Annotated in this window: 23 protein-coding genes and 2 tRNA genes; 9 read left to right on the forward strand and 16 right to left on the reverse strand. The window is 62.7% G+C overall.

The features are described 5' to 3' along the window. Positions 1-26 precede the first annotated feature (26 nt). Positions 27-2099, reverse strand: coding sequence for a LysM peptidoglycan-binding domain-containing protein (locus tag RBH19_RS02415; protein WP_306727206.1), 2073 nt, complete (start codon positions 2097-2099; stop codon positions 27-29). 242 nt (positions 2100-2341) lie between these two features. Here RBH19_RS02415 and pepQ point away from each other — a divergent pair, with 242 nt between their 5' ends. The 3 genes from pepQ (at position 2342) to RBH19_RS02430 (ending at position 6123) form a co-directional block, all read left to right on the forward strand. Then, on the forward strand, positions 2342-3673 hold the full coding sequence (gene pepQ, locus RBH19_RS02420) for a Xaa-Pro dipeptidase (RefSeq protein ID WP_306727207.1): 1332 nt from the start codon (positions 2342-2344) through the stop codon (positions 3671-3673). A gap of 24 nt (positions 3674-3697) precedes the next feature. Beyond that, a complete protein-coding gene (locus tag RBH19_RS02425) occupies positions 3698-4681 on the forward strand; it encodes a DUF4438 family protein (protein WP_306727208.1) in 984 nt (327 codons plus the stop codon). An 86-nt stretch (positions 4682-4767) separates the two neighbouring features. Next, the gene (locus RBH19_RS02430) at positions 4768-6123 is read left to right on the forward strand and encodes a Na+/H+ antiporter NhaC family protein (RefSeq protein WP_306727209.1); all 1356 of its coding nucleotides are present in this window, start codon (positions 4768-4770) and stop codon (positions 6121-6123) included. A gap of 360 nt (positions 6124-6483) precedes the next feature. Here the strand turns inward: RBH19_RS02430 and RBH19_RS02435 are convergent, their stop codons facing one another. The 11 genes from RBH19_RS02435 to RBH19_RS02485 form a co-directional block, all read right to left on the reverse strand. Then, entirely contained in the window at positions 6484-7170 is a 687-nt protein-coding gene (locus RBH19_RS02435) for a YiaD family glycine zipper/OmpA-like lipoprotein (RefSeq protein ID WP_374728945.1), read from the reverse strand. Between the two features lie 76 nt (positions 7171-7246). Further along, entirely contained in the window at positions 7247-9289 is a 2043-nt protein-coding gene (locus RBH19_RS02440) for a hypothetical protein (protein ID WP_306727211.1), read from the reverse strand. 19 nt (positions 9290-9308) lie between these two features. Further along, positions 9309-9385, reverse strand: a tRNA-Met gene (locus RBH19_RS02445). Between the two features lie 127 nt (positions 9386-9512). Continuing rightward, on the reverse strand, positions 9513-10604 hold the full coding sequence (ychF, locus tag RBH19_RS02450) for a redox-regulated ATPase YchF (protein WP_306727212.1): 1092 nt from the start codon (positions 10602-10604) through the stop codon (positions 9513-9515). 24 nt (positions 10605-10628) lie between these two features. Then, on the reverse strand, positions 10629-11207 hold the full coding sequence (pth, locus tag RBH19_RS02455) for an aminoacyl-tRNA hydrolase (protein WP_306727213.1): 579 nt from the start codon (positions 11205-11207) through the stop codon (positions 10629-10631). 84 nt (positions 11208-11291) lie between these two features. Next, complete coding sequence (locus RBH19_RS02460) at positions 11292-11960, reverse strand: 50S ribosomal protein L25/general stress protein Ctc (protein WP_306727214.1); 669 nt, start codon at positions 11958-11960, stop codon at positions 11292-11294. Positions 11961-12073: 113 nt separating this feature from the next. Beyond that, positions 12074-13030 (reverse strand): ribose-phosphate pyrophosphokinase, encoded by a 957-nt coding sequence (locus RBH19_RS02465; protein ID WP_306727298.1) that lies wholly within the window; start codon positions 13028-13030, stop codon positions 12074-12076. A gap of 99 nt (positions 13031-13129) precedes the next feature. Beyond that, a tRNA-Gln gene (locus RBH19_RS02470) sits at positions 13130-13204 on the reverse strand. A 140-nt stretch (positions 13205-13344) separates the two neighbouring features. Next, complete coding sequence (gene ispE / locus RBH19_RS02475) at positions 13345-14214, reverse strand: 4-(cytidine 5'-diphospho)-2-C-methyl-D-erythritol kinase (protein ID WP_306727215.1); 870 nt, start codon at positions 14212-14214, stop codon at positions 13345-13347. Then, entirely contained in the window at positions 14211-14867 is a 657-nt protein-coding gene (gene lolB, locus RBH19_RS02480) for a lipoprotein insertase outer membrane protein LolB (protein ID WP_306727216.1), read from the reverse strand. Before lolB ends, ispE begins: the two co-directional genes overlap by 4 nt. Continuing rightward, the gene (locus RBH19_RS02485) at positions 14846-16495 is read right to left on the reverse strand and encodes a tetratricopeptide repeat protein (protein WP_306727217.1); all 1650 of its coding nucleotides are present in this window, start codon (positions 16493-16495) and stop codon (positions 14846-14848) included. Before RBH19_RS02485 ends, lolB begins: the two co-directional genes overlap by 22 nt. Positions 16496-16618: 123 nt before the next feature. Here RBH19_RS02485 and hemA point away from each other — a divergent pair, with 123 nt between their 5' ends. The 3 genes from hemA (at position 16619) to RBH19_RS02500 (ending at position 20172) form a co-directional block, all read left to right on the forward strand. Beyond that, a complete protein-coding gene (gene hemA, locus RBH19_RS02490; protein ID WP_306727218.1) occupies positions 16619-17890 on the forward strand; it encodes a glutamyl-tRNA reductase in 1272 nt (423 codons plus the stop codon). Next, on the forward strand, positions 17887-18972 hold the full coding sequence (gene prfA, locus RBH19_RS02495; RefSeq protein WP_306727219.1) for a peptide chain release factor 1: 1086 nt from the start codon (positions 17887-17889) through the stop codon (positions 18970-18972). The genes hemA and prfA overlap by 4 nt, the downstream gene beginning before the upstream one ends. 183 nt (positions 18973-19155) lie before the next feature. Beyond that, the gene (locus RBH19_RS02500; protein WP_306727220.1) at positions 19156-20172 is read left to right on the forward strand and encodes a cysteine synthase A; all 1017 of its coding nucleotides are present in this window, start codon (positions 19156-19158) and stop codon (positions 20170-20172) included. On the opposite strand, the gene RBH19_RS02505 is transcribed toward RBH19_RS02500, so the two are convergent. The 4 genes from RBH19_RS02505 to RBH19_RS02520 are packed head-to-tail and all read right to left on the reverse strand — an operon-like array spanning position 20085 to position 23846. Continuing rightward, the gene (locus tag RBH19_RS02505; protein WP_306727221.1) at positions 20085-20792 is read right to left on the reverse strand and encodes a 2OG-Fe(II) oxygenase; all 708 of its coding nucleotides are present in this window, start codon (positions 20790-20792) and stop codon (positions 20085-20087) included. The genes RBH19_RS02500 and RBH19_RS02505 overlap by 88 nt on opposite strands. Then, entirely contained in the window at positions 20785-21267 is a 483-nt protein-coding gene (locus RBH19_RS02510) for an SseB family protein (RefSeq protein WP_306727222.1), read from the reverse strand. Before RBH19_RS02510 ends, RBH19_RS02505 begins: the two co-directional genes overlap by 8 nt. A gap of 25 nt (positions 21268-21292) precedes the next feature. Beyond that, complete coding sequence (locus RBH19_RS02515) at positions 21293-22462, reverse strand: cystathionine gamma-synthase (RefSeq protein ID WP_306727223.1); 1170 nt, start codon at positions 22460-22462, stop codon at positions 21293-21295. A gap of 10 nt (positions 22463-22472) precedes the next feature. Beyond that, complete coding sequence (locus RBH19_RS02520) at positions 22473-23846, reverse strand: pyridoxal-phosphate dependent enzyme (RefSeq protein ID WP_306727224.1); 1374 nt, start codon at positions 23844-23846, stop codon at positions 22473-22475. 104 nt (positions 23847-23950) lie between these two features. On the opposite strand from RBH19_RS02520, the gene prmC reads away from it, so the two are divergent. The 3 genes from prmC to RBH19_RS02535 all read left to right on the forward strand — a co-directional run bounded on the left by prmC (position 23951) and on the right by RBH19_RS02535 (position 26495). Further along, the gene (prmC, locus tag RBH19_RS02525) at positions 23951-24802 is read left to right on the forward strand and encodes a peptide chain release factor N(5)-glutamine methyltransferase (protein WP_306727225.1); all 852 of its coding nucleotides are present in this window, start codon (positions 23951-23953) and stop codon (positions 24800-24802) included. A 452-nt stretch (positions 24803-25254) separates the two neighbouring features. Continuing rightward, positions 25255-26001, forward strand: coding sequence for a HesA/MoeB/ThiF family protein (locus RBH19_RS02530; protein ID WP_306727226.1), 747 nt, complete (start codon positions 25255-25257; stop codon positions 25999-26001). Further along, on the forward strand, positions 25998-26495 hold the full coding sequence (locus RBH19_RS02535) for a YiiD C-terminal domain-containing protein (RefSeq protein ID WP_306727227.1): 498 nt from the start codon (positions 25998-26000) through the stop codon (positions 26493-26495). The genes RBH19_RS02530 and RBH19_RS02535 overlap by 4 nt, the downstream gene beginning before the upstream one ends. Positions 26496-26556: the final 61 nt, after the last annotated feature.

Consider the following 26556-nt stretch of genomic DNA (forward strand, 5'->3'; position numbering starts at 1 on the left):
CTAGCACCCCGTGACCGACATTGCCCTCAATCCCGGGCCACCACCTCCGGCAAGCGAATGACCTGGCCCGGTCTGAGACGCTCCATGTCCACATCCGGGTTGTACTGCAGAATCAGCCATTCCGGCACCCCGGACCGACGGGTCAGGCGCCAGAGCGAATCACCCCGCGTCACGGTGTAATCCTCACTGCCCACGATGCGGTTGGCACGGAAAAAGGCCTCCTGCACCCGCTCGTGGAAGGCGACACGCCGTTGCTCGTATTCACCGGGTGATACCCGGGCGAAGTCCAGGCGCAGTCGCTGCCCGGTCACCACGGGCTCACCGAAGGCGAGACCATTGAGATGACGCAGGCGCTGGGTGGGAATATCAAGCCAATCCGCGTGGTGGCCGAGGGTCTCACCCCATTGCAGGACAATGCGGCCATCGGCGGCGACGGAATGATCGCGGGGATCGGCGGCCAGCTCCGGCTGGGTCTCCACGGGCGTACCCGGCGCCTCTTCCACCAGGGCCACGGCAGTCTCCACGACGTCTGGGGCGGACGGTGTTGCCGCCACGGTTTCCAGCGCCTCCACGGGCGAATCGTCCTCACCCCCGGCGGCTGCGATCACGTCTTCCTCCGGACGCAGACGAAGCACTTGCCCCGGGTAGATGTGATCCGTCTGCTCCAGTTCATTGATCGCCCGTAGCGCCGCAACAGTGGTTCGGAAGCGGGCGGCGATCAGGGAAAGATTGTCGCCACGGCGCACCTCGTAAACCCCATCCTCCGGCATGGTCTCGACCCGCAAGCCCGCCGTGCGACCAGCCGGAAGCGTGAGACGCTCACCGGCCCGCACCCGGTGGGCGCTGCGCAAGCGGTTGATGCGCACCAGCTCGGCAACGGACGTGCCGTAACGATTCGCCACATGGGACAGGGTCTCACCGCGCTGAAGCACGTGATAGCGGTCCGGCTCCTGGCGCGCAAACCGCTGCCCCGCGGGAATCAGGGAAAGCAGCTCGCTGGGCGCCGGCGAATCCGCATTCGGCGGCAGACGCAAGGCGTATCCCCGCGGCACCAGCTTGCTGCCGTTCCAGACCGAGGACAGGAGCGCCGGATTGTGGCGCCTGAGCTCTTCCTCTGAGGTCCCCAACACCTGGGCCAGCTCACTGACGGGCACATAGGCCGGCATCTCGACACCGTTGGGCTGCTGGGCCGGCTCCAGGCTCAGGGGATCGAAAAAACGCTCGGGGTCAGCGTGAATGTCCAGTGCGGCAAGAAAGGCCGGGTAGAAATTGCGGGAGGCAAAGCCGAAGCGGCGACCTTCGTACTGTCTGGCGAGGGTCACGATATCGTCGCTCCCCATCACGGAAACCGCCCGCCGTACTCCAGCCGCGCCGTGGTTGTAGGCCGTCAGCGCCAGTGGCCATGAACCGGTAACCTGGTAGTTGTGGCGCAGCAGCTGGGCGGCCGCCTCGGAGGATCGCCAGGGATCCAGCCGTTCGTCCACCACATGATCCACCTGCATGAAACGCTGCCCGGTGCCCCGGGTGAACTGCCACATCCCGGCCGCACCGGCCCGTGAACGGGCGTAGGGGGTAAAGGAGGATTCCACATGGGGCAAGGCCACCATGCCCTCGGGTACGCCGTGCTCACGCATGACCTCCCGAATCCAGGGATCCCAGCGCCCGGAACGCTCCAGGCCCGCCAGAAAGCGATCGCGCTGCCCGAGCTGGAATCGGATACGGTCGGCCGCGGCCCTCAGTTCCGCCGGCCCGGCCTCGTCGCCCCAGAGCGCCCGCAGCTCCCGCGACAGGCGATCATCCGCCTGTGGATCACGGGCCAGTTCCAGCAGGCCGTCCCGAATGCGACTGCGGGCCTCATCCACCACCCGTGAACGGGTCTGGCTGCCGGCATCGTCCGGAAAGCGAATGACCTCATAGACCACATCCAGATGGCGGTTGTCGTGCAGCAGACCACCATCGGTTCCAACCTCCGTGTAGATGCGCTGCCAGAACCGAACATCGGGCTCGAAGGCTTCCGGACGCGGGAAATCGTCTCGGATATCCGCTCGACCGACCACGGCCAGCAGTAACAGGCTGATCAGGAGGATCATTCGGGACATTTTTCTGGGCACTCCTTGCGTTCTGTTTGCGGGCACGGTCAACCGGAAGGCAGCGGGAACCGGTCTCGATACTGTGACCATCGGAATACGCCGATGACTCGCCCACCGTCAGCGCCAGGCCCCTCCGGGCGCTCTGCGGCTGAAACCATCCCCCGGCCGTCCGGTCGGATAGACCTGCGCAGGCCATCGCGACTGCGTTATCCTGAGAGGATATTCAATTTCGACCGAACACAGGAAGCCCTATGCACGCATCACCCCAAATCGCGGGCAGTGACCATCACACGGCCCACGTTGAGACCGTCTGCGAACGCTTCGATGCCGCCCTCCGACACACCGGGCTCAGTACCGCCATCGTCGGCAGCGGGCGTGTCGGCAAGCGATTCCTTGACGATATTGCCTACCCCTTCAAGGTCAACCCGCTGTTCAACTACTGGGTTCCCCTTACCGCCCACCCGGACAGTTATGTGGTGTACCAGAGCGGACAGCGGCCCAGGCTGCTTTTGCATGCACCTTCGGATTTCTGGCACAAGACGCCGGAATCCCCCAGCGGTACCTGGACCGAGGCCTTCGATATCGAGCTGTTCGACGATGCGGGCAAGCTGGAAGCGGCCCTGCCCGACGGCGAGGCAACGGCGCTGCTGGCCGAAGATCGGCCGGATGGCCTGACCAAGGCCCGACAGAACCCGGAGGCTCTGATCAACTTCCTGCATTTCGACCGGGCCTGGAAGACGGATTATGAAAAGGACTGCATGCGCGAAGCCAATCGCCTTGGCGCACTGGCTCACCGAGCGGCGGAAAAGGCCTTCCGAGAGGGTGCGAGCGAATACGAAATTCATCAGGCCTTCTGCACCGCTTGCGGGCATACCCAGAACGAGCTGCCCTACCCGGCCATCATTGCTCTGAACGCCAACGGCTCGACACTGCATTACGACCGCCTCGAGCGTCAGTCCCCCACGCCCCTGCTGTCCTTCCTGATCGATGCGGGGGCTGCCCATGCGGGATACGCCTCGGACATTACCCGCAGCTACTCCGCCGCGGACCGGGAGTTTGCCGAACTGATCGAGGCGCTCGACGAACTGCAGCGGACACTGTGTGACGGTGTGCGCCCGGGTGTGAGTTTCGGAGACCTGCATGACCAGACACACCGTCTTCTCGCCACTGTGCTCGCCGACTGGTCTCTGATCACCGTGTCCGCGGAGGAAGCCTTCGACAGCGGGCTGACCCGCACCTTCTTCCCCCATGGCCTGGGTCACTTCATCGGCCTGCAGGTACACGATGTGGGCGGCCACATGGCGGATCACGAAGGCAACCGTGCACCTCCACCCCCGGCCCACCCCTATCTGCGAACCACCCGTGTGCTGGACGAGGGGCACAGCCTGACCGTCGAACCGGGTCTGTATTTCATCGACAATCTGCTCGACCCGCTGCGGGAAAAGAAGGAGGGTGCCGCCATCAACTGGTCACGGGTGGATCACTTCCGCCCCTATGGCGGTATTCGCATCGAGGACGACATCCTGGTCACCGCCAGCGGTCATGAAAACATGACCCGTGACGCCTTCGCCAGTCTGGATTGATCGCAAGTCATCAAGGAGTTTCCAATGAAAGCACGGCATTCAGTTCGCCACCATCATGTCATCGCCATCGTGGCCGCCGGCGTCCTCATGGGCTGCGGCAGCGAAACGGCCGCCAGCGACGTGACACCGCTTGAGATCAACCGTGACCAGCTGGTGGAACAGTCCGTGGTGGGGGCCATCACCCAGCCACACCAGGCCAACCCGCCACTGCGGGTAGCGCCGGATGGCACGGTGAAGACCCTGCCGGGCACCGGGGGCATTACCTATAACTTTCGTACCGGCGATTCGGCGGTTCACATGGCCGGCGATCATGTGGAACCGGCCGTCAGCATCCGTCATGGTGACCCCGGTGATACCGCCAACCATGCGCTCAATGTGCTCAGCCAGATCGGCAACCGGGTACGGATTCTCGACGGTGAGGCCGCCGGAGCCGAAGGCCGTGTCATCGGCAAGCACGGCGGTATCGAGAATGTCATGGTGGATTTTCCCGGTGCAGTCTATGACGATCTGGTGGTCGGCGACCGCATGCAGATCCGTGTCATCGGCCTGGGAATGGAAGCGCTTAACGTGGATAACATCCACCTGCGCAACATGAGCCCCGACCTGCTGCACGCCATGACCGAACGCGGCATGGGCGTGAATGAGGCCGGCCAGCTGCGCGTGCCGGTGGCGCTGCGCATTCCAGCAAAGATCATGGGGTCCGGTCTGGGTCGCAACCATGTGGCCACCGGTGATTACGACATCCAGCTGTTCGACGAAGAAGTGGTGGAACGATACGGCCTGGACCGCCTGCGCTTCGGCGACATCGTGGCCATTACCGATGCCGACCACAAGTTCGGCCGCATTTATCGGGGTGGCGCCATCAGCATTGGCGTGGTGGTGCACGGGATCAGCCGGGTCGCCGGTCACGGCCCGGGTGTCACCAGCCTGATCACGTCACCGTCGGGTAACATCGAGCTGGTGGATGATGAGGACATGAACCTGATCAATCTGCTACCCATTCGCTGAATGCCTGACTCATCGACCGCTCACCGGCAACCCCATTGTGGGCTGCCGGCGAGCGCGCGGTGTCCATGTTGCCGGGATTGCCTGATATGGAATGGTTGAGCCTGCTGCCACCCCTGGTGGCCATCGCCGTCGCCATGTGGAAGCGGGAAGTGATCGTGGCTCTGCTGGCGGCGCTGTTCGTGTCGGAATTGCTGCTGGCGGGCTTCAATCCCGGTGGCGGCTTCACCGGCCTGATTGACCGTACCACGGATGTCTTTGCCAACCCCAACAGCACACGCATACTGCTGTTCAGTCTGCTGGTGGGCGCCCTGCTCTACTACATCCAGTACTCCGGTGGTGTGGCGGCCGTGGTGCAGATGCTCACACGCGGCGGCTACACCACCAATGCCCGGCGGGCCGGCCTGCTGCCGACCTTCACCGGCTTTGCCATCTTCATCGAGACCAACATGAGCATCCTGACTTCGGGCATCATCGCCCGAGGCCTCTTTGACCGCTTCAGGATGAGCCGGGCCCGCCTGGCCTACATCATCGACTCCACCTGCGCCCCGGTGGCCATCCTCATCCTGCTCAATGGCTGGGGGGCCTACATCCTGGGACTGATCGACGAGTTCGACTATGAAAGCCCGGTCGCGGTTCTGGTGGCCACCATCCCCCTCAATTTCTATGCCCTGCTCACGCTGGCACTGGTGCTGTACACCGTCCTGACTACCCGGGTTCACGGCCCCCTGAAAACCGCGGAATCCCGGGGCGAGGAGATCCAGGACCGGGAAGACATCAAGCCCACCCGCGCCCGCTACATGCTGCTGCCGGTGGGCACCATGATCGGTGGCATTCTCTTCTTTCTCTGGCTCACCGGCGATGGCAGCCTGCTGGCCGGGGCTGGCGCCCAATCCGTGCTGTGGGCGACTGCCCTGGCCGTGATGGTGGCTTATGTGCTGTTGCGGGTGGACGGAGTGTTTGAACACCGGCGGCTGGTGGAGCTTGGTTTCCAAGGCATGGGGCGGCTCCTGCCCGTGGTGGCCACCGTGCTGCTGGCACTGGCCTTGGGCAGCAGCATGCGATCCCTGGGTACCGGCGAGTTTGTTGCGGCCATGCTCGGCCCCGCCCTGCCGGTCTTTCTGCTGGCACCGCTGACCTTTCTCGCAGGCGCCATCATTTCCTTTACCACCGGCACGTCCTGGGGCACCTACGGCATCCTGATCCCCATTGCCCTGCCCCTGGCCGCTGCCATGGGCGTTCCCCCCGCCCTGGTGCTGGCGGCGGTCATGGGTGGTGGCGTATTCGGCGACCATTGTTCACCCATCTCGGACACCACCATCATTTCCTCCCTGGGCGCAGGCTGCGACCACCTGGAGCATGTGCGAACCCAGCTGCCCTATGCGCTGGCGGCCGGGCTCGTGGCCCTGATCGCTTATGCGCTCATGGGGCTGATCATGACTTGAGGGCAAAAACGGGCTTGGCGGGTTAAAAAGGTTCTTCGCGGAAAAGCGGGGAGGAAATTCGGGTGTGGTTGCCGGGGCGGGTCTTGGTGGCCCTACCCAGAACACGCCGTGAATACGTCCCTGTAGGCTCGAGGGAAACATCCTTGTTTCCCACGGTTCTGGGCAGGGCCACCAAGACCCTTTCCAGAGCGCTGATTCGTCGGCTTAGTAGGGGCGTGCCCGAAAGCGTAAGGGGAACCACTGCCCGCTCCCACCAAGCCGACGCCCCCTAACCGCTCGGCACTCCCCGCTTTTCCGCGAAGAACAAAAAAAGGGCCCTCGTGGGCCCCTTTTTCCTTGCATGCGGAATAGCGCCGATGATCAGTCTTCGGTCACCGGCACCAGAGTCAGCTCCACACGTCGGTTCTGGGCACGGCCTTCGTCGGTCTCGTTGCTGGCAACAGGCTGGTCTTCGCCGTAGCCGACCACCAGCATGCGCTCTTCCATGATGCCCTTGCCCAGCAGATATCGGGCAACGGACTGCGCGCGACGCTCGGACAAACGCTGGTTGTAACTGGCGGCGCCCACGCTGTCGGTATGGCCCGCCACCTCGATGATGGTCTGATCGAATTCACGCAGTACCAGGGAAACCGAATCCAGCACGTCATGGAAGTCCCGGCGCAGGCTGTCATCGTCAAAACCGAAGGTGATGTCACCCGGCATGTTCAGGTGAATGTTGTCACCGTCCCGGGTCACGGACACACCGCTCCCTTCCAGCTGTTCCCGCAGTCGGGCTTCCTGCCGATCCATGTAGGCACCCACCGTGCCCCCGGCCAGGCCACCCAGACCGGCACCAATCAGCATGCGCCGCTTGCGCTCGCGACGATCGCTGGCCGTCGCCGCACCCAGTATGGCACCACTGACAGCGCCAATGACGGTTCCAGTGGTGGCACGGGCTCGCTGCTCCTCACCGGTGTAGGGATCCAGCGTGGTGCAGGCGGCAAGCCCAATCGTGAACAGGGCAGCGACTGCCAGGCCGGCAATACGGACAAAAACTCCATTGCACATCATCTTCTATCCTCCTGATCACCTGATCACCTGGCCACCGGCCCAACCGATTCACTGGAAGCCGGCGACGGTCTCCTCAATATCCACCCCCCGTACGATTGTCGACTTCACGATCAATCACGGTTTCATGCAGGGAATTCATTGGCCTTGCCTGTAGATTGCCCGTTGAGCCTGATCCTGCACGTTCAAGATAATAGAAACGGAAGTATTCGGCTGTATCGGCCTCTTCCTGGAAGCTGTTCTCCGCCCATGCCTGGAAATGTTCAGTTACAAGGTAGAAATCGTCCCGAATATCCACCAGGTCCCAGCTTCGTCGGCGGTATCGATCACACTCCGAATCACTGACGGGTTCACGGGTGAGCTCCAGCCAGCGGTTTTCCTCGTCATCACCACAAGCCCGCATGATCAATTTGCCGTTTGTCACGACCCATCCAACATTGATGGTTCGATTACCCAGTACCTCTTCACCGCTACCATCGTCGGCAAGGTCAAATCGGAGATCAGTCGTTTGGGAGGGCGCCTCCAGTCCGGCCCAGGCAAGGTACTCAGCGGCCACTTCCGCATCAGAAAATTCCATTTCACCCTGGTCAATCAGGTCCACTGAAGCCGACAAGAGCTCACCGGCATCATCATATTCCCGTACCAGCCCGGCCCAGCTGTATGGGAGCTCCTTGAGGAAGCGCAGTTCGAGTCGAGAATTATCGCCAGCCGTCAGAGTGAGGTCACTTCCATCGGCCGACCAGTTGATCGCCTGCCCTTCCTGCCAGCCCCCCTTTCGGACTTCCCCTGCACCATTGGCATCAAGCGCCACGCGAACAGCCCCCGAACGCTGCTGCCGACGTGGCAGGTTGAAGGCCCACACGCCTTCTGCGTCAAATGGCAGCTGATCAAGCTGTCCGGAAAAGGCTCGATAGACTGAGTTGGGCGAGCGGGTTTCGTCGTCGAGATCCTCATCATCGAATTCACGGAGTATTTCGGAACGGAGCAACACAATATCGGATTCAACCCCGGCCACGACACGGTGCAACTCAAGGCTCAGATAGCGTTCCGTGTAGGAGAATGCCTGAACCGATCCATCGGCAGACATTCGTGTTTCAGAACCCCGCCAGCTCATCTCACCCTCAGGTTCGATCATGGCTACACCGTTCTGGAAAAACCATTGAAAGTCGTCGCGACCTTCGGGTGCAGCGAGCCGCCCATAACCACTTGCATCCAACTCCAGCAACTGACCACGCTCGGCCGGAAAACGGGGCAGGAAAAGTGCAAGACGAGCCGGAAGGTCATCTTCACTGTCCCAGCCCACACGGGATTCCGTCGCACTGAGGGCGCGCGCGCGGGCCGTGGCAAGCAGATCCGGCCGTTCCTCTGCGGCACGAGCAATGATCTCGTCAATCAAGGCCGTGTCGGCGAGCAGGTCACTGACGGAAGCAATTTCGTCTGATAACGACGGCCCCCCGGAATGAATACCCAGAAAAAGAGCCGTGGCGCCGTCCAACAACAGGACCGGATCCAGCTGCTCACTCAACTCATTGAAGCGATCCACGCTGCGTACAGGCTGATTGTCGTTGAGCTCAGCCAACATGCTCGACTCAACCGCTCTGAGTGCCGTGAACAGCAAGCGCGGCATCTCGTTCGGTGTCACGATGGTGTTTTCTGCCGCTGACAGGAGGTCACCATACCTGCCCACCAGCATCTCCAATGTCATGCCGGCACCCGCATCCACTTCAACAGTCATCCAGAGAAATGTGTCCGGCTCAGGCTCATCCTCGCTCCGTATCCGGATACGGAAGACGCCGTTGGGCTGGCTGGTTGCACTCCATTCACTCTCTCCATCGTGGAGCGTGACGGTTTGACCACTGTTATCACCGAGCTCCAGCCCTGAGCGAAGGTCGAGTACCACCGGATCCTCAACAGATTCGCAGGCCAAGAACAGTGGCAGCATCAGAATCAGCAGTACAAGCCCACTGAGGGATCGAGGAGTGGACCATAACTTGAACATGAAGACCTCCGAGCGAAGATGGCAATATCTGTAAACCGGCATTGTCGCTCCCCTGAGAGAACGAATAAAGAGGTCCGGCTCAAAGCCGCCAAAAAAAAAGCGGGCCGGCCTCGTGGCCAACCCGCTTTTCCCTGATGTCTGGTGGCTATGGGTGGGCTCGAACCACCGACCCCAGCATTATGAATGCTGTGCTCTAACCAACTGAGCTACATAGCCTTTTTCTTTTCGTATCCGCTGATCGCCTGGCAGCGCCAGCGAGGGCGGAATTTTCCCTTCCGGAGCCCGTCCTGTCAAGCCCCGAATCCACCGCCGGTCGCGACATCGCGCAGGCTAACGCTCCCTTTCAGACGTTGAAGCGGAAGTGGATGATGTCACCTTCCTGGACGATGTATTCCTTGCCTTCCAGGCGCCACTTGCCGGCATCCTTGGCGCCCTGTTCCCCGCCACAGGCGATGAAATCGTCATAGGCGACCACTTCGGCCCGGATGAAGCCCTTTTCGAAGTCGGTGTGGATGACGGCGGCGGCTTTCGGTGCCGTGGAGCCGGCTTTGACCGTCCAGGCCCGGACCTCCTTTTCGCCCGCGGTAAAATAGGTTTCCAGCCCCAGCAGGCGGTAACCGGCACGGATCACCCGATTCAGACCGGGTTCGTCCATGCCCGCATCCGACAGGAATTCGCCCTGCTCTTCCTCCGGTAGCTGGGCAATTTCAGCTTCCAGGGCCGCGCAAACCGGCACCACCTGGGCGCCTTCCGCCTGGGCACGCTCACGCACCGCGTCGAGATGCGGGTTGTTGTCGAAACCCGATTCATCCACGTTGGCGATATACATCATCGGCTTGGCCGTCAGCAGATGAAAATCACGGATGGCCAGACGATCGTCGTCGGACAGATCCATGCTGCGAACCGGCAGGCCTTCATCAAGATGATTCTTGAGGCGCTCCAGAATCACCAGGCGCGAACGCGCATCCTTGTCACCGGATTTGGCAATCTTCTGGGTTCGCTGGATAGCCTTTTCGACGGTATCCAGATCGGCCAGGGCAAGCTCGGTGCCAATGGTCTCGATATCGGCAATGGGGTCGATACGGCCATCCACGTGGGTCACGTCATCATCCTCGAAACAACGAACCACCATGGTGATGGCATCCGTTTCCCGGATGTGGGCAAGGAACTGGTTGCCCAGGCCCTCACCCTTCGAGGCACCGGCCACCAGGCCGGCAATATCCACGAATTCCATGGTCGTGGGCAGAATCTTCTGCGGCTTGACGATGTCGGCAATGGCCTGCAAACGCGGGTCCGGCACCTGAACCACGCCCACATTGGGGTCGATGGTGCAAAAGGGATAGTTCTCGGCCGGGATTTCCGCGGCGGTCAGGGCGTTGAACAGAGTGGACTTGCCCACGTTCGGCAGGCCGACAATGCCGCATTTGATACCCATGTCTTTCTCCAGAAATGAATTCGTTCAGGCCCGGCTGTGCAGGCGGTTCATGCCGGCTTCAAAGCCCTGGGCAAGCATATCCGGCAGGGCATCACAGGCGGCCGCAATGGCTTCCCGGATCAACCCTTCGTCCTCACTGCTCGCTCGCTTGAGGACATAGCCCACCACGGCCGATGCCTTGCCGGGATGGCCGATCCCCAGACGCAGGCGTCGATACTCCCGCCCCAGGTGCTGATTCAGATCACGCAGGCCGTTATGACCGCCGTGGCCGCCGTTCCACTTCAGGCGAACGACGCCCGGCGCCAGGTCCAGTTCGTCATGAGCAACGAGAATCTCTTCCGGCTTGAGCTTGAAGAAATCCATCACGGCCCGCACGGACTGGCCGCTCCGGTTCATGAAGGTCATGGGCTTGAGCAGGCGCAGGTCATGCCCGGCAACATGAATGCGGGCGATGTCGCCATGAAACTTGCGCTCACCCACAAACTGCCCACCATGGCGGGCTGCCAGTTCGTCCACGAACCAGAAGCCGGCATTGTGGCGGGTATCAACGTAATCGGCCCCGGGATTTCCGAGGCCGACAACAAGCTTGAGCTGTTCGGACATGCCGTGTTGCTCCCCGGGAAGAGAGGACGGTCCCGGCCGAAAACCGGGACCGTTTCCGGATGTCGTCGGAGAAGGCGGGCGGTATTACTCGCCGCCTACCTCCTTCTTCTCTTCGCCCTCGGCCTTCTCCTCGGCCTCGGCTTCCTCTTCTTCCACATCTTCCTTGGCAGCGCGTGGCTGGTGGATGGACACCACCTGCTGGTCGTGATCCGCGCCGTGCATCAGCTCCACGATTTCCACGCCGGACGGCAGCTTGATGTCCGACAGGTGGATGGAGTCGCCCAGGTCCAGCTCGCTCACATCCACTTCGATGTACTCGGGCAGATCCTTGGGCAGACAGGTCACTTCCACGTTGATCATGTTGTGGGTGATCACGCCACCACGCAGCTTGACCCCGGGGCAGGTCTTTTCGCCTTCGAAGTGCAGCGGCACGGTCATGCGCAGCTTTTCCTTGGCGCTGACACGCTGCAGATCGATATGCTCCACCACGGTGGGCTTGTAGACGTGGCGCTGAAGATCCTTCAGCACGGCCTTTTCCTTCTTGCCGCCCACCTTGATCTCAAGCACGTGACTGTAGAAGGCTTCATGCTTGAGATGGTTGATCAGTTCGTCGTGATCCACGGAAATCGGGGTCGGCTCCTTGCCGCCACCATAGATGATCCCCGGGATACGGCCCTGACGACGCAGGCGGCGGCTCGCACCTTTCCCCTTGTCGTCACGAGCCTCGGCATTGAGGCTGAATTCGTCAGACATGTTTCACTCTCCGTATCGGACTTGGCCGATCTGTCGTTATCGAAGCACTGTTTCCGCGACCAGAAACCAGGCTTCGCTCCACCCGTTCCCGGCACGGGAAACGGGTACCGGTCTCACTCTGCGTAGAGGGAGATCACCGATTCTTCATCACTGATCCGGCGCATGGTTTCCGCCATCAGATCCGCAATGCCCAGCTGGCGGATGCGATCACAGCCGGCAGCCGCGTCGTGCAATGGAATGGTGTCGGTCACCACCAGCTCATCCAGCACCGATCCGCTGATGTTGTCGATGGCCTTGCCGGACAACACCGGATGGGCAATATAGGCCTTGACCTGGGCCGCGCCCTTTTCCTTGAGGGCGGCGGCGGCCTTGCACAGCGTGCCGGCGGTATCCACCAGATCGTCCACGATGACGCAGACCTTGCCGTCGACGTCACCGATGATATTCATGACCTGGGATTCGTTGGCGCGGGGTCGGCGCTTGTCAATGATGGCCAGGTCGGAATCACTCAGGCGCTTGGCAAAGGCACGCGCCCGGTCGGCCCCGCCCACGTCCGGCGACACCATGATGAGCTCGCGGCCGTCCTGCTCGGCCTGCTCCCGAAGGGTGCTCATGTCTTCAAGCAGCACGGGCGAGGCGTATACGTTGTCCACCGGGATATCGAAGAAACCCTGGATCTGATCAGCATGCAGGTCCATGGTCAGAACCCGATCCACCCCGGCCGAAGTCAGCATATTGGCAACCAGCTTGGCGGTGATGGGTACGCGAGCAGCACGCGGGCGCCGATCCTGGCGGGCATAACCAAAATAGGGAATCACCGTGGTAATGCGCCCGGCGGAAGCCCGATACAGGGCATCCACCATCACCAGCAGCTCCATCAGGTTTTCATTGGAGGGCGGGCAGGTGGACTGGACGATGAACACGTCACGGCCGCGCACATTTTCGTTGATCTCAACGGCTACCTCGCCGTCACTGAATCGATCCACCCGGGCCTGACCCAGGGGCAAATTCAGCTTTTCGGCAATCCGTGCAGCCAGATCCGGGGTCGCATTCCCGGCAAAAACCATCATGTTCGCTACAGACACCGTGCATCCCCTTGTTGGCCAGACAAAACCACCACCCACAAACGCCCGGCCGCACCACCGGATGGGGTGCGGCCGGGCTGAATATGGCTGGGGCGGCAGGATTCGAACCTGCGCATGACGGGATCAAAACCCGTTGCCTTACCGCTTGGCTACGCCCCAGTCGAACACTGTCTTCGGCAGCGGCCCAGTCGGTCGCCGCATTTCGCTGTCCCGCCGAAGTGAGCGCGAGATTATAGCAGCCGGGCTCCACTTCGTGTACCCCGCCCCCGGATGCGCCTGTACGTAGCAGGAGACAAGGCTCAGCCGGCCTGTTCCGCCAGGGCATCCAACAGGGGGGAGCGATTGCGCCCTCGGGCAAGCCAGGCCTGCCAGCGACCGGGCAGGGTCTTCAACGCCGTTTCGCCAGCCGCGCGAGACGCCAAGGCCACGAATACGCAGGAACCCGTACCGGTCAATCGCGCTTCCCCAAGGTCGGAAAGCCACTCGAGTGCTTCGGCCACGGGCGGATGGAGTGCACGGGCGATGGGCTGAAAATCATTGCGGCTGCGGCCAGCGAGAAAATCCTCCATGGCAATGGCCGGGCTGTCGCGACGCAGCTCCGGGTGCGCGAACAGCGCCCCGGTGGCAATGGCACAATCCGGGCGTACCACCAGGTACCAGGGCTCGGGCAGATCCACCTCGCTCAAGCGCTCCCCTCGACCCTCCGCCCAGGCGGCCCGGCCGCGAACGAAAACCGGCACGTCCGCACCCAGCGTCAGGCCGATCCGCGCCAGCCGGGACGGGGAGAAAGCAAGCCCCCAGAGATGATTCAGTGCGACCAGGACGGTGGCGGCATCGGAGCTGCCACCTCCGAGGCCCGCCTGACTCGGTATTTTCTTGTCCAACTCCACGACTGCGCCAAGAGCGGGCCGGCCGGCCGCCCGGCGCAGGGCGTCGGCCGCCCGAATGACAAGATCGTCGGACTCGGGCACATCCACCAGCCCGCCCCGGCGCTGCAGAACGCCATCATCGCGGAGCTCGAAGCGCAGCTGGTCTCCCCAATCCAGGAACTGGAACAGGGTCTGGAGATCATGAAAGCCATCCTCGCGACGTCCGGTCACATGCAGGAAAAGATTCAGCTTCGCCGGCGCCGGCCAGGTACCGGCAGCGGGTTGATACAGGGCAGTCATTCAGCGCTGTCGTCTGTGGCGGAAAAATCATTGTCGGGGATGGCGTCACCGAGCAGCCAGTTCCGGATACTGACACGCAGGCGGACATCGCCATTTTCGACCGTGACACGGCCGGGCAGCATCAGACCCTCCTGGGTATCATAGCGTTCGTAGTAAATCCGCCAGCCGGATTGAACCAGGTAAATCAGCAGGCCATCGTCATTGACCTGGCGGGTCTGTGGCGGGCTGCCTGGCGCCGGCATCCCCACCATCCACCAGCGCAGTTCGGAGAGGGGAACCCGCCAGCCCATCTCCCGCTCCAGCTCGACTTCGGGGCGGGCGGTCTCCCATACATCGCCGCGGCTGTTCTCGATGATCATCCAGTCCTGGCTGCCACGCACCCGCGTGGTGCCGATGCCGAAGGTCCCGCGCAGGCGAAAATCCATGTAATCCTGCCACTGGGACCATTGCAGCGAGGCCGTCCAGCCATCATCCGGAGTGCGCAATGCAGCCCGGCCGTCCAGAGACCAGGCCTGCAGGCGCTCCAGTGACTGGCGGTGAGCCTGCCAGGCCGCCTCGTCGCCCTCGGCGTCCGGCAATTCCGGCAGACGCGCACAAGCCGCCAGCAGCAGCAAAAATGACGTGGCAAAAATCAGTTTCCCAGTCGTTCCCATGTCGCCCTCAGACGCTCATCCTCTGGCCAGCGGTCACTGGCCTCCTGGTAAAGACGGCGGGCGCCGTCCCGATCCCCCGTCACCCAACGAACCTCGCTCAGATTGGCGGCAATCTCGGCGGACGGCTGGCGCTGCCAGGCTCGCTCCAGCCACTTCAGCGCCTCCTGATTCCGGCCCAGGCGATATTCCACCCAACCCATGCTGTCCTGAATCGCGGCACTGTGGGGGCTTTGTCGCAGGGCTTCCCGTATCAGCCGCCGGGCATGGCGCAGTTCAACGCCCTGGTCGGCCAGGCTGTAGCCGAGGGCATTGCGCATGGCCGGCTCATCCGGCCAGCGGGCATGGGCTTCGCGCAGCCAGCCCAGCCCCACGGAACTGCCACGGTCTGCCTGCAGCAGGGCAATCCCGCAGCGATAATGGCTCTCCGGGTTGCCGGCCGGTGAGGCCAGCACCTCACGACAGATGGCAGTGGCCATGTCGCGGTAGCCCCGGGTCGCCAGCACCGGTGCCAACTCCAGGAGAAACTCGCGGCGCTGTTCACCCAGTCCCTCACCCAGCAGCTCAATGCGCTCCAGGGCTTCCTCTTCGCGGCCCAGAGCCAGCAACATGTCGATGCCGCCGACCCGCGCGGAAAGGTGATCCTCACCGGAAAGGATACGGTCGAAACCCGCCAGCGCGGATTCGTAATCACCGGCCTGGCCGGCAACGCGGGCCCTTTGGTAGATGGTTTCCCTGACCCGGAAACCACGGCCTATCAGGCGCTCCATGTCGGCCACGGCTTCCTCGTACTGCCCGAGAAAGGCGTGCAGCAGACCGCGAGTGTAAACGAGTGCGGAGGCTTCCCCGTCACTCTCGATCCTCGCGGCGACAAAGATCATGGCCTCCTCGCCCCGGTCCAGATCCCAGAGCAGGGTCACGAACTCCAGGGCATCTCCCAGGTCGCCCTCGGCTGCCAGCAGACGCGCCTCGGCCAATGCCGACGATAGACCGAGAACCGCCTCGGCCCTGAGTCGGAGCCATCGTGCCGACTGCCGTTGCGGATCCGACTTCTCGGCACGCGCCGCCAGCCGGGCGGCGTCTTCCGGACGGTGCAGGGACAGGGCAACACGCGCTCCCGCTTCCAGCACCGCCGGATTCCGCTGATCCTGCATCAGATCCTGCATCAACCGCCATGCCCGCCACTGCCGGGGCTCGGACTGCAACTGCTGGGCCAATACCATCCAGTCTTCGTCACCGCCCCCCTCCAGCCAGCCCCGGAAGACGCGTTCACTGGCCTCCCGGCTTCCGGCCAGAAGTTCCAATCGCCCCACATACCAGAGCGCCTGCGGGCTGTCCGGGTTCAAGGCATGCCAGCGGCGTGCCATCAGCAGCGCATCCTCCCAGGCCAGGGCCTGAAGGGCATAGAGAGTGGCATCACGGGCGTAATCGGCCGATGTCGTGGTCGGCATGGCTCCACGGTAATAATGCAGCGCCTGGTCCACATCCCCCCTGGCGCGCGCCAGCTCGGCCAGCAGAATGCGTTCACTCTGCTCCACACCCTCGGGCTGGTACGGCCTCTCCGGTGCGGCGCAGGCCACCAGCAGCCAGGCCAGCAAGGGGATTAATGTATAATGTGGCGAAATTTTCATCCGTTGCCCCGCTACGGATCCGAATTGATTTGAGGCTGGGAGAGACAGCGGAATGTCATCGAGCACCGTGCCGGACAGCAGCTGGCGACCCGCAACCACCATCAGTCACATACCTTCCCGTCCATGCCCCTGATTGCGCTTGGAATAAACCATAACACGGCCCCGGTCGAGGTCCGTGAACAGCTGAGCTTCGATCCGGGTGAACTGGGCTCGGTTCTGACGGCCCTGTCGGCATTGCCCGGGGTTCAGGAAGTGGCCGTCCTCTCCACCTGTAACCGCACCGAGATCTATTCCAGCCTGGACGAACACGGCAGTGATGCCCTGCTGGCCTGGCTGCGGGAGCGGGGCGTGCGCGACCCGGAGCGGCTGAATCAGGCACTCTATCAGTACCAGGATGCCGACGCGGTTCGCCATGCCATGCGAGTCGCCTGCGGGCTGGACTCCATGGTGCTGGGTGAACCACAGATCCTCGGACAGATGAAACAGGCCTACGAAGCGGCCCAGGCAGCGGGCACCATCCAGCGCGGCCTGCATCAGCTCTTTCAGGGCAGCTTCTCGGTTGCCAAGCAGGTGCGCACGGATACCGGCATCGGCCACAACCCGGTGTCGGTGGCCTATGCCGCGGTGGATCTGGCCCGGCAGATCTTCGCCGACTTCGATCGCCACACCGCATTGCTTCTGGGGGCGGGAGAGACCATCGAACTGGCCGCCCGTCATCTGGCACAGCGGGGCATCGGCCGCATGATCGTTGCCAACCGAAGTCCCGAACGGGCCCGTGATCTGGCCGCTGAACACGGGGGGTACGGCATCGCCCTGAACGAGATCCAGCATCACCTGGCGGAGGCCGATATCGTGATTGCCTCCACCGGCAGCCGGGAACCCATCCTGACCCTGCCGATGATGAAGGCCGCCTTTCGCAAGCGCCGCCACAAGCCGGTGCTCATGGTGGACATTGCCGTGCCGCGTGATATCGCCCCCGAGGTCAGTCAGCTGGCGGACGTCTTTCTGTACACCATTGACGATCTGCAGGAGACCATTCGCGAAAACCTTGCCTCACGGGAACAGGCGGCCGCACGCGCCCTGGAAATCGTGGAAGCCCGCTCGCGACAGGTGGCCGCCACATTGGCGGGCCTGGATGCCGTTCCCGCCATTCGTCAGCTGCGTGAAGACGCCTTCGCCCAGCGCGACCGCAGTCTGCGCCAGGCACGCCGGATGCTGGCGGCCGGTCGATCTCCGGAGGAAGTGGCCGAGCACCTGGCCCACACGCTGACCAATCGCCTCATACATCACCCCACCGTGCAGTTGCGTGAGGCCGGTGAGCAGGGGGATGAGCCATTGCTGAAGGCGGCACGTGCCATTTTTGGTGTGGATGATGTGGAGAAGAAAAAGCAATGAAGGACAGCATCCACCAGAAGCTGGATCAGCTCGAAGATCGCTTCGAAGAGATTTCCGCCCTGCTGGCGGAACCCGACACCGCTGGCGACCAGGAACAGTTCCGCAATCTGTCGCGAGAGTATGCCCGGCTCGAGCCGATCATGAAGGCCTTCCGGGACTACCGCGGGCAATTGGCCGATCTGGAAGCCGCGCGGGAAATGAGCCAGGACAGTGATCCCGAGCTGCGTCAGATGGGCGCTGAAGAAATCAGCCGGGGCGAGCGGCATCTGCAGGAACAGGAAGAACGGCTCATTCACCTCATGGTGCCCCGGGATCCCCACGATGACAGCAACCTCTTCCTGGAGATTCGGGCCGGTACCGGGGGCGATGAAGCGGCGTTGTTCGCCGGCGACCTGTTTCGCATGTATTGCCGCTATGCCGAAAGCCGCGGCTGGCAGGTGGAAATACTGAGTGAAAGCCCCGGTGAAGTGGGTGGCTACCGGGAAGTCATCAGCCGAGTAGCGGGTGAAGACGCCTATGCCCACCTGAAGTTCGAATCCGGCGCCCACCGGGTGCAGCGGGTGCCGAAAACCGAATCCCAGGGTCGCATTCACACCTCGGCCTGCACCGTCGCCGTCATGCCCGAACTTTCTGCCGCCGAGGCCATCGAGATCAACCCGTCCGACCTGCGAGTGGATACCTACCGCGCAGCCGGGGCGGGGGGCCAGCATGTGAACAAGACCGATTCCGCCGTCCGCATCACCCATCTGCCCAGTGGAATCGTCGTGGAGTGCCAGGACGAACGCTCACAGCACAAGAACCGGGCACGCGCCATGTCGCTGCTGCAATCCAGGCTGGAAGCCGCGGAAGCGGAAAAACGCCAGCAATCCGAATCGGAAACCCGACGCAAACTGGTCGGCAGCGGCGACCGCTCCGAACGCATCCGAACCTATAATTTTCCCCAGGGCCGGGTCACGGACCACCGCATCAACCTGACCCTGCATCAACTGGAAAGCATCCTCGAAGGCCAGCTGGATCCGGTCATCGATGCCCTGATGCAGGAAGACCATGCCGAAAGACTGGCGCAGATGGCGGGTGATTGATCCCCCCCCCCCAACCCGGAATCCATCGCACAGCATCGTTGTCGTTGTCGTAATCGGCATTTTGCTGAATTCAGCGAATGCCGATTACGATTACGATTACGATTACGACAACGACAACGACAACGACAACGACAACGACAACGATTGTTGCATTCACGGGCACAGACACGGCAGGTGACGGTCATGGACATTCGTGAGGGCTTTGCCGGGGCAGTCGGCAAGACACCGCTGATCCGTCTGAAAGGGCTTTCCGAAGAATGCGGTTGCGAGATACTCGGCAAGGCGGAATTTCTGAATCCGGGCGGCTCCATCAAGGATCGCACGGCACTGGGCCTGATTCTGGATGCCGAGAAGCGGGGACAGATCCGTCCCGGCGGCGTGATCGTGGAAGGCACCGCCGGCAATACGGGCATCGGCCTGGCACTGGTGGGACGCGCTCGTGGCTACCGCACCGTCATCGTCATGCCGGAAACCCAGAGTCGCGAGAAGATTGAAATGCTGCGCCTGTCCGGAGCGGAGGTGCGACTGGTTCCCGCCGTCCCCTACCGCAATCCGGAGAATTACGTTCATCAGTCGCGCCGGCTGGCCGAGGCCTTGTCACAGGAGGAAACGGCCGGTGCTTTCTGGGCCAACCAGTTCGACAACACCGCCAACCGGGATTTTCACGCGGCCACGACAGGTCCGGAGATATGGCAGCAGACAGACGGACGGGTTGACGCCTTCGTCTGCGCCGCGGGGACCGGCGGCACCCTGGCCGGCGTGGGACGTTACCTGCAGTCGCAGCGGGCCGGGATTCAGACCGGCCTGGCCGACCCGGCGGGTTCCGCCGTCTGCAGCCTGCTGCAACGCGGCGAGGCGGTCACGGAAGGAAACTCCATTTCGGAAGGCATCGGCAACAGCCGCATCACGGCCAATCTTGAGGGCGCGCGCATTGATCAGGCCTGGACCATCCCCGATGAAGAATCCCTGCCCCTGGTCTGGCGCATGATGGAAGAAGAAGGCCTGATGCTGGGCAGCTCCAGCGGAGTGAACCTGGCCGGCGCCCTGCGCATGGCCGAGTCACTGGGTCGGGGGCATACCATTGTGACCATGCTTTGTGACAGTGCCCTGCGCTACCGCGCCAAGCTGTTCAACCCCGATTTTCTGCAGGAAAAGGGTCTGCCCTTTCCGACCTGGTTGCGCGACGCCGTCAAGCCGTGAAGCCTGGATGAGTCGCGGCGAAACCAGCCCACGACCGAGAGCCGTTCCCGCCGGGTCTCGATCACTTCATGGGGAAGTCGGTCACTGAGAAAACAGACAAAGCGCCCCGGCGAGGGGTAGAGATCGACCGCTGACTTTCCCTCCGGATACAGACGGAGCTGACCGCCGTACTCCGGCCGCCATCGGCTGTTCAGGTACAGCACGGTGGACAGGACCCGGGCATCGTCATCCCGGAAGCGATCCACGTGACGAGCGTATCGCGCACCAGGGGGATAAACAGCGTAGTGCCCTTCCCAGTGCCGTATGCCCAGCATGAGGGCCTGGTTGAGACTCAGGCGCAGCTGTTCAATACGCTCCTGCCAGGCGGCTTCCATGCCACGCCGGGCTTTCGGGTTCAGCCAGCAGATACGATCACCGCGGATGGCCTGGACACGAGCCCGGGAAGCCGCCCTTCCCACCGCCGCATCACGGAAGCTGCCAAGCTGAAGGCGCCGACGGAGGTTTCGCCGAAAACGTTCCACCTCCGTCGGCAACAACAGATGATCACTGACGGCCCAGCCCTGATCAATCAGCGAATCAAGCAGCTGATCAAACAACGGCGATACTGGCGTATCAGGCATTGCCGCCCTGACCACCTTCCATCGGAGCCGGGATGTTCTTGAGAACCGGCGGACCGAAATCCCGACGCAGACCACGCATCCCTTCCGCGGTGATCTGAATACCCACGGCAAGCCCGGGGTTGATGACAAGGCCCATGTCGTCACGCATGTTGTCGATGAGAAGCGGTGCCGGGAACTGGGTGGGATGATCGTAACCCGGGTGCTTGCCAACAAAGGACTCACAGCGCTCGCGGCCGGTGAAAATCGTCAACAACTGCTCACCCTGATCATTCTCAACCATCAGGCTCTGCACGCTGCCGAGGTTGTCGCCTTCGTTCACTTGCGAGTCCAGCACCATGTAGACATGGGAACGCAACAGTGCCTGAAACAGCGTGGCCAGTGAGATCTTGCCTTCCCGGCCCGCCTGCAACAGGAATTCCAGCTCACTCTTTATCTCGAAATCCTGCTCATTCGCCGCGTTTTCATTCTCTGCCATTTTCTCAGTCTCCAGAAATCAGATGTCACTTGATGGCGGACAGTGCCCGCTCCAGGTCAGCCTTGAGGTCATCCAGGTCTTCGATCCCGACCGACAGCCGGATCAGCGTGTCACTGATACCCAGCTTCTCGCGATTGGCCTTCGGAACCGAGGCATGGGTCATGATGGCTGGATGCTCGATCAGACTTTCCACCCCCCCCAGACTCTCGGCCAGGGCAAACAGCTCGGTGTTCTCCAGGAAAGTACGTGCTTCATCCAGCCCGCCCTTGAGCCAGATGGTGATCATGCCGCCGAAGGCCTTCATCTGGCGCCTGGCCAGCTCATGCTGAGGATGACTCTCCAGACCTGGATAGGCCACCTTCTCGACCTCGGGCCGCGCCTCCAGCCAGCGCGCCAGCTCCAGGGCACTCTGGCAATGACGCTCCATGCGCAGCGCCAGTGTCTTCAGGCCCCGCATGGCCAGGAAGCTGTCAAAGGGGCCACTCACCGCGCCCACGGAGTTCTGTAGATAGGCCACACGTTCGGCAAGCTCGTCATTGTCCCCGATCACGACAACGCCACCTACCATGTCGGAATGGCCGTTGAGGTATTTGGTGGCTGAATGCATGACGATGTCGAAACCCTGCTTAAGGGGTTGCTGGACATAGGGCGTGGCAAAGGTGTTATCGGCCACGGTCAGAATGCCGTGCTTGCGACCGATGGCGGCCACGGCTTCCATGTCCACCAGCTTGAGCACCGGGTTGGTGGGGGACTCCACCCAGATCATGCGGGTCTCCGGGCGAATGGCCGCTTCCACCGCCGCCGGATCGCGCATGTCCACAAAACTGAAATCCAGTCCGGCGGAACGTTTGCGCACGTTCTCGAACAGGCGGTAGGTGCCACCATAGAGATCGTCCATGCAGATCACATGGCTGCCACTGTCGAGCAGCTCCAGCAGCGTCCCGGTGGCCGCCATGCCGGAGGCAAAGGCGAAACCGCGGCTGCCTTCTTCCAGGGAGGCCACGCAGGCCTCATAGGCGGCACGCGTGGGGTTCTGGGTACGCGAATACTCGTAGCCCTGATGTTCGCCCGGGCTCGACTGCACATAGGTCGAAGTGGCGTAGATCGGGGTCATGATGGCACCGGTGCTGGGATCCGGCTGCTGACCGGCGTGAATGCCCCGGGTTGCCAGGCCGTACTGCTTCTTTTCGCTCATGATGCTGTCCTTACTGCTCGATTTGCTTGCCCCGGCGCAAATAGCCGAGGAGGTCGCTGCGGGTCACCATGCCCAGGAAGTGGCTGTCGCGAACCACCGCCAGGGCGGTATCGATTTCCAGGCGTTCGGCCAACTGGATCATCGGCAGATCCACCGACACACTGGGGAAGTTCCGGTTCATCACCTCGCCCACCGGCCGTTCGAAACCCTGTTCGCTTTCCCTCACGCCACGGATCAGGTCGCCCTCATTGACGCCCCCCATGAGGCGATCTTCCTCGACCACCGGCAACTGGGAAAAGCCGTTGTCCCGCATGCGCTTGTGGGCGGTGGCCACGGTATCCTGGCGAGAAACGGCCACGGTGGCCCGATCCTCGTGGGGGCGGCTGATGAGATCGCGCAGATCGCCGTATTCCTCGCGCTCGATGAAGCCCTGCTCCCACATCCAGAAATCGTTGTACAGGCGGGAGATATAACGATTGCCGGTATCACAGGCCAGGGTCACCACGTTCTTTGGCTCGGTCTGCTCCCGGCAGTATCGAAGGGCGGCCGCCAGGAGGGTGCCCGAGGAGGATCCGGCCATGATGCCTTCCACGGCCAGCAGCTCCCGGGCGGTCAGAAAGGCTTCCCGATCCGGAATGGCATACGCTTTCCTGACAAAGCTCAGATCACAGACCTCGGGAATGAAATCCTCGCCGATACCTTCCACCAGCCAGGAACCGGCCTCGCCGAGCACACCTTCATTGATGTAGCGGGTCAGCACCGAACCCTCCGGGTCGGCGACAATCAGCTCCACATCGGGTGCATGCTCGCGAAACCAGCGACCCAGACCGGTGACCGTGCCACTGCTGCCCACCCCGATCACTACCGCATCCACCTTGCCATTCAGCTGCTCGTGGATTTCCGGGGCCGTGGTGCGTTCATGGGCCAGGGCATTGTCCGGATTGCCGAACTGGTTGATGAAATAGGCATTGCGCTCCTCGGCAATGCGCAGGGCCAGGTCCTGGTAATACTCCGGATGCCCCTTCTGCACGTCCGAGCGCGTCAGAATCACCTCGGCACCCATGGCCCGGCAGCTGGCGATCTTCTCCGGGCTCATCTTGTCCGGAATGATGAGCACCAGGGGATAGCCCTTCTGGCGGGCCACCAGAGCCAGACCCAGGCCGGTATTGCCGGCCGTGCCCTCGACAATGGTGTCACCGGGCTTGAGATCCCCGCGCTTCTCCGCCTCTTCGATCATGGTCAGGGCGATGCGATCCTTGACCGAGTGGGCCGGATTGTTCAGCTCCAGCTTGGTGAACAGGCGACAGGGGCCTGTATCCAGCCGGGTCAGTTCCAGCATGGGTGTGCGCCCGATCATCTCCAGGGCATTGCGGTAAATCTGCATGCGTCCTCCGCGAGGGCCTGAGGGTACCGTGGAAAGCCCGCTATTGTACGGCATGGCGGCCGCGAGAGGCACACCGGGGGTGCAGCCCGGTTACAATACATCCCATGAAGGAAGCGGAATCGCAGAATCCCTCGGCCGGCGCATTGCTGGCATTGGCCGAAAACGCCCTGGAGGGCATCGTGGACGATGCCCGACGGGAGGCCCGATTGTTGCTGCGCCTGGCCAGCGGGGTGGCGGACACGGTTTTGCTGGCCTTTCCCGAAAGAACCTTTCCCCTTGAGACCGTTTCGCATTTTCAGGCCATGCTGCTCAGGCGTCAGGCGGGCGAACCACTGGCCCATATCACCGGTGAGCGTGAGTTCTGGAGCCTGCCCCTGAGCGTCACCGCCGATACCCTGATTCCACGCCCCGACACCGAACTGCTGGTTTCAAGCGTTCTGGAGTGCCTGCCCGGCCACGAACAGCGGCTTGTCGATCTGGGCACGGGCAGCGGTGCCATTGCCCTCGCCTTGGCCAGTGAACGGCCGCAGTGGCAGGTCAGCGCCATCGACCGCAGCGAGGCCGCCCTGGCCGTGGCGCGGCGCAACGGCCATCGTCTCGGGCTGAACGTGGAGTGGCTGCAAGGCGACTGGCTTGCGCCGGTGGCCGGGCGCCGTTTTCACCTGATCGTGTCCAACCCGCCCTACATCCCGGATCAGGATCCCCACCTGGGCCGCGGGGATGTCCGTTTTGAACCCCGGGAGGCGCTGGCGGCCGGGCACGATGGACTGGATGCTATCCGTCGCATCGCCCAGGACAGTCCCGCCTGTCTCGAGCCCGGGGGCTTTCTGCTGTTTGAACATGGTCACGACCAGGGTGCAGCCGTTCGCCGGCTCCTGCACGCTGCCGGCTTCCAGGGGGTGCGGACACGCCGCGACCTGGCGGGCCACGAGCGGGTCACTCTTGGCCAACGCTGATCCTCTCCCTGAAGAACGCCCCCTCGATAGGCTCAAAGCCCTGTATTCGTTTCAGAACCCGCGTCAGGCAGGCTGCTTCGCACCTGCCCGGACGCGGATAGGCACGGACATTTCACAATTTCACTTGCATTTGTCTCATTTTAGTATAGTCTTTTGTATAAGTCTTGAACAAAGGCGCCCGGTCGTGCCGCGATGGTCTTCCCCACCCCCCCATCCGGCCCGATAGCCGCCAGGCCCACCCTCTGCCTGGCGGCGCCATAACAAGAAGCCGGAGCATCCGGTCACCCTTCCGACAGGCGAGCGACGCAGGGATGCGAGAGAAAGCAAGTGAGTAACTCCCCACAGGGCTTCGGATTTCGAAGCCCTTTTTTTTGGTTCATCGCGGAAATGGGGAGTGGATATGGATTGGATTCGGAATGGGGCGAGATGGGTGGGATTGGTAGAATGGGGGAATGAACGACACACGATATGCCCGACATCACGCCCTCCCCGGCTTCGGACCGGATGCGCAGGCCTTGCTGGCACGTAGCCGGGTCCTCGTCATTGGTGTCGGCGGCCTCGGCTGTGCCAGCGCCGCCTACCTGACGGCGGCCGGTGTGGGTGAACTGATGCTGGCCGATTTCGATACCGTGGACGAGGCCAATCTGCAGCGCCAGATCCTGTTCGGTGATGCCGAGCTGGGGCGGCGCAAGGTGGAGGCTGCCGCCGAGCGTCTGCATGCCCTCAATGGGCAGGCCCGCATTCGCTGCCTGGATCGGCGCCTGGACGAGCCAGCACTGCGGGCGGCGGCCGAAGAGGCTGATGTGATCGTCGACGGCAGCGACAACTTCCCCACCCGCTTCAATAGCAATCGCGCCTCCCTGGCCACGCGGACTCCGCTGGTATCAGGCTCTGCCATACGCTGGCAGGGCCAGCTGGCCGTATTCGACCCCGTACGACCGGCTTCCGGCTGCTACGCCTGCCTGTTCGACGAATTGGCACCGGATGAGGACATGGGGGATTGCGCCCGCAATGGTGTATTGTCGCCGCTGGTGGGTGTCATCGGCAGCATGCAGGCCGTGGAAACCATTAAATTGCTTACCCATTGCGGCGATTCTGTTGGCGGGCGACTGTTACGCTATGATGCCCTGAGCGGGCGCTGGCAGGAGAGCCGATTCGCCCGAGACCCGGAATGCACGGCCTGTGGAGATTGTTCATGAGCAATGAAGCCGATGCGCCTGAGGATTGTCTCGCCGCCCTGGAAGCCTCCGACAGCCCCGAGGCGCTCCAGCGCTACCTGCTTGACTGCATCCCCCTGCTGCAACACATGGAAGTCTCCGTAAATACCGTCCAGCGGGATGGCGTCACCCTGAAGGCACCGCTGGCACCCAACAGCAATCACATCGGAACCGCCTTTGGCGGCAGCCTCCACGGTCTGGGGACACTGGCGGCCTGGGGCCTGCTCTGGGTTCTGCTGAGGGACCAGCCCGATGTTCACCTGGTTATCCGCGACAGCCGCATGCGCTACCTGGAACCGGCCGAGGGGGAACTTACCGCACGCTGCCCTACCCCCAACATGGGCCTGATCACCCAGTTTCTGCGAGGCATCGCCCGTCGCAGCAAATCCGCCATCGAACTCCACAGCACGGTTGAAGCCAATGGCCGCGTCTGTGCCGAATTCGGCGGTGTTTTTGTCGCCATCCGACGGAAATAACCCCCCCTACGAATCCCCCCATACGGGGGAGAGACCACCTTCCCTCCCGGTGCTACCGTAA

It is taken from the genome of Natronospira bacteriovora, assembly GCF_030848495.1.
Classification (GTDB): Bacteria; Pseudomonadota; Gammaproteobacteria; order Natronospirales; family Natronospiraceae; genus Natronospira; species Natronospira bacteriovora.

Coding starts and splice junctions, on each gene's coding strand:
- RBH19_RS02415 (WP_306727206.1), bottom strand. CDS start 2,099: ATGTCCCGAATGATCCTCCTGATCAGCCTGTTACTGCTGGCCGTGGTC.
- pepQ (WP_306727207.1), top strand. CDS start 2,342: ATGCACGCATCACCCCAAATCGCGGGCAGTGACCATCACACGGCCCAC.
- RBH19_RS02425 (WP_306727208.1), top strand. CDS start 3,698: ATGAAAGCACGGCATTCAGTTCGCCACCATCATGTCATCGCCATCGTG.
- RBH19_RS02430 (WP_306727209.1), top strand. CDS start 4,768: ATGGAATGGTTGAGCCTGCTGCCACCCCTGGTGGCCATCGCCGTCGCC.
- RBH19_RS02435 (WP_374728945.1), bottom strand. CDS start 7,170: ATGTGCAATGGAGTTTTTGTCCGTATTGCCGGCCTGGCAGTCGCTGCC.
- ychF (WP_306727212.1), bottom strand. CDS start 10,604: ATGGGTATCAAATGCGGCATTGTCGGCCTGCCGAACGTGGGCAAGTCC.
- pth (WP_306727213.1), bottom strand. CDS start 11,207: ATGTCCGAACAGCTCAAGCTTGTTGTCGGCCTCGGAAATCCCGGGGCC.
- RBH19_RS02460 (WP_306727214.1), bottom strand. CDS start 11,960: ATGTCTGACGAATTCAGCCTCAATGCCGAGGCTCGTGACGACAAGGGG.
- RBH19_RS02465 (WP_306727298.1), bottom strand. CDS start 13,030: ATGATGGTTTTTGCCGGGAATGCGACCCCGGATCTGGCTGCACGGATT.
- ispE (WP_306727215.1), bottom strand. CDS start 14,214: ATGACTGCCCTGTATCAACCCGCTGCCGGTACCTGGCCGGCGCCGGCG.
- lolB (WP_306727216.1), bottom strand. CDS start 14,867: ATGGGAACGACTGGGAAACTGATTTTTGCCACGTCATTTTTGCTGCTG.
- RBH19_RS02485 (WP_306727217.1), bottom strand. CDS start 16,495: ATGAAAATTTCGCCACATTATACATTAATCCCCTTGCTGGCCTGGCTG.
- hemA (WP_306727218.1), top strand. CDS start 16,619: ATGCCCCTGATTGCGCTTGGAATAAACCATAACACGGCCCCGGTCGAG.
- prfA (WP_306727219.1), top strand. CDS start 17,887: ATGAAGGACAGCATCCACCAGAAGCTGGATCAGCTCGAAGATCGCTTC.
- RBH19_RS02500 (WP_306727220.1), top strand. CDS start 19,156: ATGGACATTCGTGAGGGCTTTGCCGGGGCAGTCGGCAAGACACCGCTG.
- RBH19_RS02505 (WP_306727221.1), bottom strand. CDS start 20,792: ATGCCTGATACGCCAGTATCGCCGTTGTTTGATCAGCTGCTTGATTCG.
- RBH19_RS02510 (WP_306727222.1), bottom strand. CDS start 21,267: ATGGCAGAGAATGAAAACGCGGCGAATGAGCAGGATTTCGAGATAAAG.
- RBH19_RS02515 (WP_306727223.1), bottom strand. CDS start 22,462: ATGAGCGAAAAGAAGCAGTACGGCCTGGCAACCCGGGGCATTCACGCC.
- RBH19_RS02520 (WP_306727224.1), bottom strand. CDS start 23,846: ATGCAGATTTACCGCAATGCCCTGGAGATGATCGGGCGCACACCCATG.
- prmC (WP_306727225.1), top strand. CDS start 23,951: ATGAAGGAAGCGGAATCGCAGAATCCCTCGGCCGGCGCATTGCTGGCA.
- RBH19_RS02530 (WP_306727226.1), top strand. CDS start 25,255: ATGAACGACACACGATATGCCCGACATCACGCCCTCCCCGGCTTCGGA.
- RBH19_RS02535 (WP_306727227.1), top strand. CDS start 25,998: ATGAGCAATGAAGCCGATGCGCCTGAGGATTGTCTCGCCGCCCTGGAA.